The organism is Pseudomonas sp. ENNP23 (assembly GCF_001728945.1).
Classification (GTDB): domain Bacteria; phylum Pseudomonadota; class Gammaproteobacteria; order Pseudomonadales; family Pseudomonadaceae; genus Metapseudomonas; species Metapseudomonas otitidis.
In genome coordinates, this window is the sequence record NZ_LYSP01000044.1 from 44,289 (window position 1) to 54,845 (window position 10,557).

The 10,557-nt window shown below is 71.1% G+C and carries 8 protein-coding genes; 3 read left to right on the top strand and 5 right to left on the bottom strand.

Translation table 11 applies throughout. The annotated features are described in order from the left end of the window. The first annotated feature begins 176 nt into the window (after positions 1 to 176). On the top strand, positions 177 to 1,403 hold the full coding sequence (locus tag A9G05_RS21680) for a nucleoside recognition domain-containing protein (RefSeq protein WP_069562917.1): 1,227 nt from the start codon (positions 177 to 179) through the stop codon (positions 1,401 to 1,403). 224 nt (positions 1,404 to 1,627) lie between these two features. On the opposite strand, the gene A9G05_RS21685 is transcribed toward A9G05_RS21680, so the two are convergent. The 5 genes from A9G05_RS21685 to A9G05_RS21705 all read right to left on the bottom strand — a co-directional run bounded on the left by A9G05_RS21685 (position 1,628) and on the right by A9G05_RS21705 (position 8,458). Further along, complete coding sequence (locus A9G05_RS21685; protein ID WP_069562918.1) at positions 1,628 to 2,659, bottom strand: DUF5924 family protein; 1,032 nt, start codon at positions 2,657 to 2,659, stop codon at positions 1,628 to 1,630. A gap of 78 nt (positions 2,660 to 2,737) precedes the next feature. Continuing rightward, positions 2,738 to 4,111 (bottom strand): pitrilysin family protein, encoded by a 1,374-nt coding sequence (locus A9G05_RS21690; RefSeq protein ID WP_069562919.1) that lies wholly within the window; start codon positions 4,109 to 4,111, stop codon positions 2,738 to 2,740. A 69-nt stretch (positions 4,112 to 4,180) separates the two neighbouring features. Continuing rightward, a complete protein-coding gene (locus A9G05_RS21695) occupies positions 4,181 to 5,764 on the bottom strand; it encodes a PAS domain-containing methyl-accepting chemotaxis protein (protein WP_069562920.1) in 1,584 nt (527 codons plus the stop codon). Next, complete coding sequence (locus A9G05_RS21700; protein WP_139131218.1) at positions 5,761 to 7,992, bottom strand: bifunctional diguanylate cyclase/phosphodiesterase; 2,232 nt, start codon at positions 7,990 to 7,992, stop codon at positions 5,761 to 5,763. Before A9G05_RS21700 ends, A9G05_RS21695 begins: the two co-directional genes overlap by 4 nt. A 151-nt stretch (positions 7,993 to 8,143) precedes the next feature. Continuing rightward, positions 8,144 to 8,458, bottom strand: a complete 315-nt coding sequence (locus A9G05_RS21705; RefSeq protein WP_069562922.1) for a hypothetical protein — start codon at positions 8,456 to 8,458, stop codon at positions 8,144 to 8,146. 178 nt (positions 8,459 to 8,636) lie between these two features. Here A9G05_RS21705 and A9G05_RS21710 point away from each other — a divergent pair, with 178 nt between their 5' ends. Continuing rightward, entirely contained in the window at positions 8,637 to 9,548 is a 912-nt protein-coding gene (locus A9G05_RS21710; RefSeq protein WP_069562923.1) for a bile acid:sodium symporter family protein, read from the top strand. Further along, complete coding sequence (locus A9G05_RS21715) at positions 9,536 to 10,489, top strand: SDR family oxidoreductase (RefSeq protein ID WP_069562924.1); 954 nt, start codon at positions 9,536 to 9,538, stop codon at positions 10,487 to 10,489. The genes A9G05_RS21710 and A9G05_RS21715 overlap by 13 nt, the downstream gene beginning before the upstream one ends. Positions 10,490 to 10,557 lie beyond the last annotated feature (68 nt).

A 10,557-nucleotide genomic window follows, 5' to 3' on the forward strand; every position in this document is an offset into this window, starting at 1 on the left:
CTTCCGCACAGGCGGGCCGGGTCAGGCGAAACCGACGCCGGGCGTTCCACACGGGACGCCCGGCGCGGCTCATTGATGTCCAGCCCACGGCTGGCCACCCGCCCGGCAGCGCTTCTGGCGCCGCCCCGATGCCCGCCGCTATCATCCGCCCCCATCGGATTCGAGGGACATCCCCCATGCTCAACGGCCTCTGGCTCGGCTTCTTCCTGGTGGCGGCAACCGCCGCAGCGGCACGCTGGATCGGCGGCGACCCCGGCGTCTGGGCGGCCATGGTGGAGAACCTGTTCGCCATGGCCAAGCTCTCGGTGGAGGTCATGGTGCTGCTGTTCGGCACCCTCACCCTCTGGCTCGGCTTCCTGCGCATCGCCGAACGCGCCGGGCTGGTGGAACGCCTGGCCTGGCTGCTGGGGCCGCTGTTCCGCCGGCTGATGCCCGAGGTGCCGGCCGGGCACCCGGCGCTGGGGCTGATCACCCTCAACTTCGCCGCCAACGGCCTGGGCCTGGACAACGCCGCCACCCCCATCGGCCTCAAGGCCATGAAGGCCCTGCAGGAGCTCAACCCCAGCGCCACCGTGGCGAGCAACGCGCAGATCCTGTTCCTGGTGCTCAACGCCTCGTCCCTGACCCTGCTGCCGGTGTCGATCTTCATGTACCGCGCCCAGCAGGGCGCCAGCGACCCGACCCTGGTGTTCCTGCCCATCCTGCTGGCCACCACCGCCTCGTCCCTGGTGGGCTTGCTGAGCGTCGCCCTGATGCAGCGCCTGCGCCTGTGGGACCCGGTGGTGCTGGCCTACCTGGTGCCCGGCGCGCTGCTGCTGGGCGCCTTCATGGCGGTGCTCGCCGGGCTCTCCGCCACTGCCCTGGCGGCGCTGTCCTCGTTGCTGGGCAACCTGGTGCTGTTCGGGCTGATCCTGGTCTTCCTGCTCGCCGGGGCCTTGAAGAAGGTGCCGGTCTACGAAGCCTTCGTGGACGGCGCCAAGGAAGGCTTCGACGTGGCCAAGGGCCTGTTGCCCTACCTGGTGGCGATGCTCTGCGCCGTCGGCGTGCTGCGCGCCTCGGGCGCCCTGGAGTTCGGCCTGGACGGCATTCGCAGCCTGGTGGAGTGGGCCGGCTGGGACACCCGCTTCGTCGACGCCCTGCCCACCGCGCTGGTCAAGCCGTTCTCCGGCAGCGCCGCGCGGGCCATGCTCATCGAGACCATGCAGAGCCAGGGGGTGGACAGCTTCCCCGCCCTGGTCGCCGCCACCGTGCAGGGCAGCACCGAGACCACCTTCTACGTGCTCGCCGTGTATTTCGGTGCCGTCGGCATCCAGCGCGCCCGCCACGCCGTGGGCTGCGCCCTGCTGGCGGACCTCGCCGGGGTGCTGGCTGCCATCGGCGTCTGCTACTGGTTCTTCGGCTGATCCCGGTTCCCCGGCGCTTCCCGGGCTGAAGCCCGGGCTACGGCGCTCCGCATCGACCCCGGCGATGGGCTTCGCACAGCTCAGCCCATCCTACGTTCGCCGCCATGCCCCGTCCGTAGGATGCGGTGAGCTCGGCTAACCGCATCAATCCCCGAGCCACCGTTCGTAGGGTGGGCTTCAGCCCACCGCCACGGCACCCCAGCGCCGCTGGGCCGCGCATCCGCTCAACGGGGCTTGGGCGGCAACGGGTCTTCGGTGACTTCGAAACGCAGGGTGCCGATCATCTGCCCGGCCTCGGTGACCACCCGCACCTGCCATTTGCCCACCGGGTTGGCGGGGAAGCGCTGCTTGTGGGTCCAGGCGCGGTAGCCGGCCTCGCGGCCGCCGTGGATGTCGAGGGCGATGCGGTCCACCTCGCGGCCCTCGAAGCGCCATACGTGGTAGATGCGCTCGTTCAGCCCGCGCGGGGCGTTGATCGCGGTGTAGGCGTAGAGGCCGTCGGCCCGCAGCTTGGCGGCGGAGATCTGCTCCACGCCCTGCCCCGGGGTGCGCTGGTTCATCTCCGGCGTCACCGCCACCTCGGTCAGCCACAGGGTGGCCGGCGGCACCATCACCCGGCCCAGCCAGCCGGCGGCGCCCAGGGCCAGGGTCAGCCCCACCAGGGCCAGGCCCCGACGCAGGCTGCGCACGCGCATGGCGCTGCACAGGCTGAGGAACGACAGCAGCACGGCGATGCCCAGGGCCCACTGGAAGCTCTGCGCCGTGGTCAGGTGCAGGATGATCGGCAGCGCCGTCAGCAGCACGGCGAACAGCGCCAGGGAGTGGTAGGCCAGGTACAGCCAGCGGCGCGGTGCCAGGGCGTTGTTGTAGACCGGGTCGGTGATGGAGAACAGCGCCGCCAGCCCCAGCACCCCGGTGAACAGGGCCTGGCCGCTGTTCCAACTGGTGGTGATGAAGAAGAACGGCAGCACGAAGAAGAAGCTTTCCTGGTGGATCAGTTGGGTCAGGAAGCGCGTCAGCGCCGGCGGCAGCTCGATCTTCAGCCAGCGCTCGAGGGCTCGGCGGAACAGGTTCTCCGCCAGCAGCCAGACCCAGCTCACCAGCACCAGCACCGCCACCACCTTGGCCAGGCGTGCGCCACGGTCCACCAGGATGAAACTGCCCACCCCCGAGCAGAACCCGTACAGCGCCACCAGGCGCGGGTGGCGCTGGATGAAGGCGATGAGGGTGAGCAGGCGGTCTTTCCAGAACGTCATGGCAGGGCGGCGTGGCAGGCGGGGGGCGGAAGGATACTGCCGTCGGCCGCAGGCTGAGAAGCCGGGCCGACGGCCAGTTCAGCGCCGCAGGCGGCGGTGCAGCCACCAGCCGGCCAGGGCCAGCAGGGCGAGCAGCGCGGCCAGCAGCCAGGCCAGTTGCTCGTAGGTCAGCAGCGGCGCCTCGATGCGCAGGTAGCCCGGCTCGGCGAACAGCGCGCGGACGGTGCTGTCGATCTGCTCCGGGGTGACCTGGGCGAAAGCCTTGGCGGTGCTCTCGAAGCGCCCGTCCTGGTAAGCGCCGAGGGCGCCCCAGTAGTAGTCCGCCAGGGCCACATCGCCCTGGACGGCCCAGACCTGGCGGTCCACCGCCAGCCGGCGCAGGCGCTCGAAGCTGGTGCGGTCGACGCCGTGCTCGCGCAGGCGTCGGGTGGTGTCCTGCAGCACCTGCACCGCTTCGTCGAGGTCCTCGCGCTCCAGGTCGGCATTGAGGCTGGTGAAGCTCTGCCCGCCATAGCCGTGGCGGTCGCTCCAGGGGCCGTAGGAGAGGCCGTTGCGGATGCGCAACTGCTGGTACAGCTCCCAGTCCAGGTAGTCCTGCAGCAGCTCCAGGGTGGCGTAGTCGGTCCCGTCTTCCAGCGGCTCGGGGAAGATCCAGTGCAGCGTGGCGCCATTGCCCACCAGGCCCTTGCGCAGGGTCAGGCGCGGCGCGGCCTCGGTGCTGATGGTGGGCAGCGCCGGGTGCTCGCGCACCTCCACCGGCGGCAGCTCGCTGTAGCGACGGTCGAGATAGGCGGGCAGGCGCGGGTCGAGGTCGCCGACCACGATCAGGGACATGTTGTTGGCGCCGTACCAGGTGTCGCGCACCTCCCGCAGGCGCTCCAGGGTCAGCCCCTCCACCGAGGGACGCCCGGCGCAGGCCAGGCCCAGCTCCACGGCGAGCTGATCGTGGGCCCCGCGGCCGAGAGCGTGGTGATCCAGCAGGCGCTCCAGGTGCGAGTAGCGTCCGCCACCCTCGCGCTGCACCACGCGCTTGGCAGCGGCGACGCGGCCCTCGTCCAGGGGCGTTTCGCGGAGGATCGCCAGCAGCAGGTCGAGGGCCTGGCGCTGGTTGCGCGCGGCCACTTCCAGCACGAAGGCGGTGTCGCTGTCGCTGGTGAAGGCGTTCCATTCGCCGCCCAGGGCCTGCATGCGTGCCTCCAGGTCGGCCTCGCCGTTGCCCGGCAGGCCGCTGAAGAACAGATGCTCCAGCAGGTGCGGCAGCTCCTTCTCGTCGCAGGCGAAGTCGTCGAAGCCGACCCCCACCACCAGGCGGATGGAGACGTGGCCCCGGTTCGGGGTGGGCTTGAGGATGACCTGCAGGCCGTTCTCCAGCAGGTAGCCCTCGACCTGGTCACGGTCGAAGGCGTGGGCCGGGGTGCCGAGCAGGAGCAGCAGACAAAGCAGGTAGCGCATGGCGGGCGGGGACGGCGGCGGGCGGGAACGAGGCGCCGAGCATAGCGGATCGTCCGCCCCCGTGCCCGTCTACGACAGGCTGCGCCGCCCGCTCCAGAACTGCAGCGCCAGTTGCCGCAGGTTGACCGCCAGCCCCGCCACCTCGCCGGCGCTGTGGTGGCTGCACTGGCCGCTGGCGGCGTTCTGGTCGGCCGCCAGGCGGATGGCCTCCAGGCTGCGCTGGATCTCGTCGCCGGCCGTGCCCTGCTGCTCCACCGCGCTGGCGATCTGCAGGCTCATGTGGGTGATCGCCGCCACCTGCTGGTTGACCTGCTCCAGCGCCTGGCTGGCGCGCCGGGCCTGCTCCAGGCTGTCGCCGGCGCGTTCACCGCTGCGGCGCATGGCCTGCATCGCCTGCTCGCTGCAGCTCTGCAGGGCGCTGATCATGCGGTGGATCTCGGCGGTGGACTGCTGGGTGCGCCCGGCCAGGGCCCGCACTTCGTCCGCCACCACGGCGAAACCGCGCCCGGCCTCGCCGGCACGGGCCGACTCGATGGCGGCGTTGAGCGCCAGCAGGCTGGTCTGCTCGGCCACGCCACGGATCACGTCGAGCACCTGGCCGATCTCGCCGCTGCGGGCCTGCAGGGTCTCCACCACCCAGCCGGCTTCGCGCACCTCGCGGTCCAGTTCGGCGATCCGCTCGCAGGTGGCCTGCACTTCTTCGCGGCCCAGGCGGGCGGCGTCGTCGGTGCGGTCGGCGGCGCTGGCGCTGTGCTGGGCGCTGCGTGCCACCTCTTGCACGCTGCTGGCCATCTGGCTCATGGCGCCGGCCACTTGGTCGGTCTCTTCCAGCTGGCGCTGGCTGCCGGCGCTGCCCCGGCTGACCGCCTCGGCCAGGCGCTCGGCGTGCTCGGCCAGCAGGTGGGAGGATTCGGCGATGCGCCCCACCAGGGCACCGGCCTCGGTCTCCAGCATCTGCAGGCACAGCGCCAGGCGGCCGAATTCGTCATGGCGCTGGCAGTACACCGCCTGGCTCAGGGGGTTGTCGGCGATGGCGCCGGCCCGCGCCAGCAGGGCGTCCAGCGGGCGCAGTTGCCAGCGCAGCCAGGCGCCGGCGGTGAGCACCGCCACCAGCAGCGAGGGCAGCGCGGCCCATTCGCCTTCGGGGGCCAGCACGGCGTGGGTCAGCAACCCGAGCACGCCACCCAGCAGTGGGCCGCCCAGCAGGCGCAGGTGCAGCGGCAGGGGCGGCGGGCGCAGCGGGCGCCCGCTGGACAGCTCGGCATAGAGCCGTTCGGCCCGGGCCACCTGCTCACGGGTGGGGCGGGTGCGTACCGACTGGTACTCCACCACCTGGCCCTCGCGCACCACCGGGGTGACGAAGGCGCTGACCCAGTAGTGGTCGCCGTTCTTGCAGCGGTTCTTCACCAGGCCCATCCAGTTGCGGCCGGCCTTGAGGGTCTGCCACAGGTGCTCGAAGGCCGCCGGCGGCATGTCCGGGTGGCGCACCATGTTGTGGCTGCGACCCAGCAGCTCCTCGCGGGTGAAGCCGCTGATGTCGATGAAGTCCTGGTTGACGTGGGTGATCACGCCCTTCAGGTCGGTGGTGGAGAGGATGTTGGCGTCGGCGGGGAAGTCCACCGCGCGGCCGGTGACCGGCAGGTTGCGCTTCATTGCTGGGCCCCCTCGAAGGCGCGGCTGGGCTGGCCGTGCAGGCAGGCGAGGCTGTCCTCGCCGTCCAGCAGGCGCTGCAGGCGCTCCGGATCGCGCGGTTGGCTGAACCAGAAGCCCTGGGCGTAGTGACAGTCCTCGTCGAGGAGGAAGTCCAGTTGGGCCGAGCTCTCCACGCCTTCGGCGATCACCTCCAGGCCGAGGCTGGCGCCCAGGCCGATGATGGCGCGGGAAATGGTGCGCAGCTCGGCGTCGTCGGGCACGCCGGCGATGAAGCTGCGATCCACCTTGAGGATGTGCAGGGGGAAGCGCTTGAGGTAGCCGAGGGACGAGTAGCCGGTGCCGAAGTCGTCCAGCGCCAGGCGCACGCCCTGGCAGGCCAGCTCGCGCAGGCAGGCGAGGGTGTCGGCGCCGTCCTGCATCAGCAGGCTCTCGGTGATCTCCAGCACCAGGCTGGCCGGGTCCAGCCCGGTCTCGGCGAGGATCGCCCGCAGCCGCTGGGCGAAGCCCGGCTGGTGCAGTTGGCGGCTGGAGAGGTTGACCGAGCAGCGCAGGTCGGCCTGGCCGGCCCGTTGCCAGGCGCGGGTCTGGCGGCAGGCCTCGCGCAGCACCCAGTCGCCCACGGCGATGATCTCGCCGGACTCCTCCAGGGCCGGGATGAAGCGCGCCGGGGACACCAGGGCGTCGCCCTGGCGCCAGCGCAGCAGAGCCTCCACCGCCACCAGGCGCGGCTGGCCCTGGTCGACCCGGCAGATGGGCTGGTAGTGGAGGAAGAATTCCTGCCGCGCCAGGGCCTGGGCCAGGGCGCTTTCCAGCTCCAGGCGCTGTTTGGCGGCGGTCTGCAGGTCCTGGCTGAAGCGGGCGATCTGCGCCTTGCCGGATTCCTTGGCACGGTACAGCGCCAGGTCTGCCGCCTGCAGCGCGTCGATGGTCTGGCCTTCGGCCTGCAGGGCGGTGAAGCCGATGCTGGCACTGACCACCAGGGTGCGTTCATCCAGGTGCAGCGGTTGGTGCAGGCTTTCCAGCATGCGCTTGGCCACCTGTTCGGCATCACCCAGGTGGGCCAGGTCGTCCAGCAGCACGACGAACTCGTCGCCGCCGAAGCGCGCCAGGTGGTCGCCGGGGCGCAGGCAGCGCTTGAGGCGCTGGGCCACCTCCACCAGCACGCGGTCGCCCACGGCGTGGCCGAGGCTGTCGTTGATCAGCTTGAAGCGGTCCAGGTCGATGAACAGCAGCGCAGCCTGCCGCGCGCCGGGCTTGAGCTGGCGCTGCAGGGCCTGCTGCAGCAGTTCGTCCAGGCGCAGGCGGTTGGCCAGGCCGGTGAGCGGGTCGTGGCGGGCGGCATGGCTGAGCTGGTGCTCGGTGGCCTTGCGCTGGCTGATGTCGCTCTGCGAGCCGGCCATGCGCTGCCCTTCGGCGACGCCGCGCACCTGCACCCAGAGGTAGCCGCCGTTCTGCTGGCGGATGCGGTACTCGTGGCTGAGCCAGGGGTCGTCGCCACGCAGGTGGGTGTCGATGGCCTGGCGCAGGGCCGGCAGGTCGTCGGGGTGGACGCGGGCGAACCAGGCGGCGCTGGTCTCGCCGAGGGCGTCGCGGGACAGGCCGAGCATGCTCGCCCAGCGCTCGGAGACGTAGAGCCGGTCGTGGGCCAGGTCCCAGTCCCAGATGCCGTCGTGGGCGCCGCGCAGGGCGCGGGCGAAGCGCGCCTCGCTGTCTTCCAGGGCCTGGCGCTGGGCGGCGCTGTAGGTGTCCACCGCCAGGGCGATGTCGAAGAACACCACCTTCAGCAGGCTGCCCAGGGTGCGGGTGGCGTCGCTGTCGCCCAGCAGGCTTTCGACCATCTGCGCCAGGTACAGGCGGTAGGCGCCCAGGTACCACTTCAGGTCCACGCCGACGTGCTGGTGCACCAGCCCCACGCGCAGGCGGTTCATCACGTAGTCCGGGTCGTAGGGGCCGCTCCACAGGCGCTGGTAGTAGTCCAGTTGGCTGGCCTTGAGCCGGGCCAGGGTGGCCGGGTTGCGCAGGATGCTGGCCAGCGGCGGGAACGCTTCCAGGTGTGCGTAGAGTCGCTCGACGAAGGCCTTGTGGACGGCCTCCATGGCCTCGGCATGTCGGTTCAGACGCTCCGCGTCCAGGGCCTGCCAGTCCAGGTAGCGGCAGCGCTGGTCGATCTCGCGGTTGCTCAGGCCGATGCGTGCGCGCAGGCCGTCCAGTTGTCCTTTCAGCTCCATAGCGTCTCCCATGGATCGCGGGCAATAAAAAAGGCGCCACGGGAGGCCGTCCCCATGGAACGGCCTCCCGTGGCGCCTTGTCTTGCAGGCCCTTCGTCCTGCCCGGCAAAGCCGGCCCCCGCTGCCTGCGGGGCCTTCGCAGCGCTGGGTTTTACACCAGCGGGGCGGGGTGCGACAACTCTTCCCGCGCCGCCTCCAGGCGCCGGCGCAATTGCCCGAGTTCGCGGGATTTGAAGGCGTGGCGGGTGCGTTCGAGCACCGCGATGGCCTCGTCCAGCAACAGGCGCACACGGATCGCGTCGCTCAAGGACGGGTCATTGAGCCAGCGACACAGTGGAGCGCGAGAGCAGCCGGCAGCGTCCTCGACGACCTCGCAGACGATGCCCATGGCCGGCAGCATGTCGCGCAGCAGGCAGGCCAGCGCGGGGTCGTTGATGGCGACGAGCGGTGGTTCGGAACGATCCATGGGCAGGGACTATGGTTGATGGCAAAAGGCTATGCACTCTAGGCAGCGCCCACTGGCCGAACATTGACCGGCGTCAGTCTGTCGCGATTCGCCATGAGCGCAGGCCGGAGCGGTCACTGCCGGCGGCAGTGGGAGGCAGGTAGAGTGCCCGGCACAACGACAAGGACAGGCGCCCCGCATGAACTACGACGCGAACCAGCAGCTGGCACTCGGCCTGGTGCTGGCGGTGATGATCTTCGGCGTGTCCCTGGAGCTGCGCACCGCCCAGTTCCTCGCCGTGCTCCGACAGCCCCAGCCGGTGCTGGCGGGCATGCTCGGGCAGTGCCTGATCCTGCCCTGGGCGACCCTCGGGGTGACGCTGCTGGTGGACCTGCACCCGGGCCTGGAGCTGGGCCTGCTGCTGGTGGCCTGCTGCCCCGGCGGCAACCTGTCCAACGTGATGACCCACCTGGCGCGGGGCAATACCGCGCTGTCGATGAGCATGACCGCGCTGTCCAGCCTGCTGGCGCTGATGCTGCTGCCGTTCAACTTCGCCCTCACCAGCAGCCTCAACCCCGAGGGCGCGGCCTACCTGGCCGGGCGCCTGGATGCCCTGGCGATGGACCGCGGCAGCCTGCTGGCGAGCGTGTTGCTGCTGCTCGGCCTGCCGCTGGCGCTGGGCATGCTGGTGGGCAACCTGTGGCCACGCTGGGCGACCCGGGCGATGCCCGGGTTCAAGCGCTTCGCGCTGCTGGCCTTCGTGGCCTTCGTCGCCGGCGCAGTGGCCGGCAACTGGCGGCTGTTCGTCGACAACCTCGGACTGGTGCTCTTCATCGTGGTGCTGCACAACGCCAGCGCCATCGTGCTCGGCTGGCTGATGGCGGTGCTGGCCCGCCAGCACGGCGCCAACCGCCGGGCCATGGTGATCGAGATCAGCATGCACAACTCCGGGCTGGCGCTGGGGCTGATCTTCGCCCAGTTCGGCGGTGAGCCGAACATGGCCCTGGTGGCGGCCTTCTGGGGCACCTGGCACCTGGTCAGCGGCCTGCTGCTGGTGGCGTACTGGCGCAACCGCCCGTTGCCCGAGGAGGTGCCGGCATGCGCGTCCTGATCACCGGCGGCGCCGGCTTCATCGGCCGGCAACTGGTGGAGGCCCTGGCCGCGCGCCACCCGGACTGGCCGCTGTTGGCCACCGATGTGCGCGAGTGGCCGGCACCCGAGGGCGTGGCGCGGGCCTGGCTCGACGTCAGTCAGGCCCGGGCGGTGCATGACTGCATCCGCGCCTGGCGCCCGGAGGCCATCGTCCACCTGGCCTCGGTGGTGACGCCGCCGCCGGGCATGGACGAGGCCACCCTCCACGCCATCGACGTGGAAGGCACCCGCGCGGTGCTGGACGCCGCCCTCGCGGCAGGCGTCGGGCACCTGGTGGTGACCAGCTCCGGCGCCGCCTACGGCTACCACCCCGACAACGCCGAGTGGATCGACGAGGACCAGCCCCTGCGTGGCCACGATGCCTTCGCCTACGCCCGCCACAAGTGCGAGGTGGAGCAGTTGCTGGCCGAAGCGCGCCGGGCGCATCCGCCGCTGCGCCAACTGGTGCTGCGCCCCGGCACCATCCTCGGCTGCCAGGTGGACAACCAGATCACCGCGCTGTTCGAGAAGCCCTACGTGCTCGGCGTGCGCGGGCACGACAGCCGCTTCGTGTTCATCTGGGACGAGGACGTGGTGGACATCCTCGTCCAGGGCCTGGAGCGCGGCAGCACCGGGCTCTACAACCTCGCCGGGGATGGCGCGCTGTCCCTGACGGAGATCGCCGGGCTGCTGGGCAAGCCCTACCGGCCGCTGCCGGCGGGGCTGATCCGCCTGGCGCTGGGGCTGCTGCGGCCGCTACGGCTGACCCGCTACGGGCCGGAGCAACTGGACTTCCTGCGCTATCGACCGGTGCTGGACAACCGGCGGCTGAAGACGGTGTTCGGCTACGTGCCGAGGTACAGCAGCCGCGAGGCGTTCCTGGCCTTTCTCGCTGCACGGGGCGGGCGCCCCGAGGGCTGAGGTTCCGTCGCTTAACGCCCGTGACTTTTGTGGGGTACCACACTACAAGCGCGAAACTCCTCACGGCG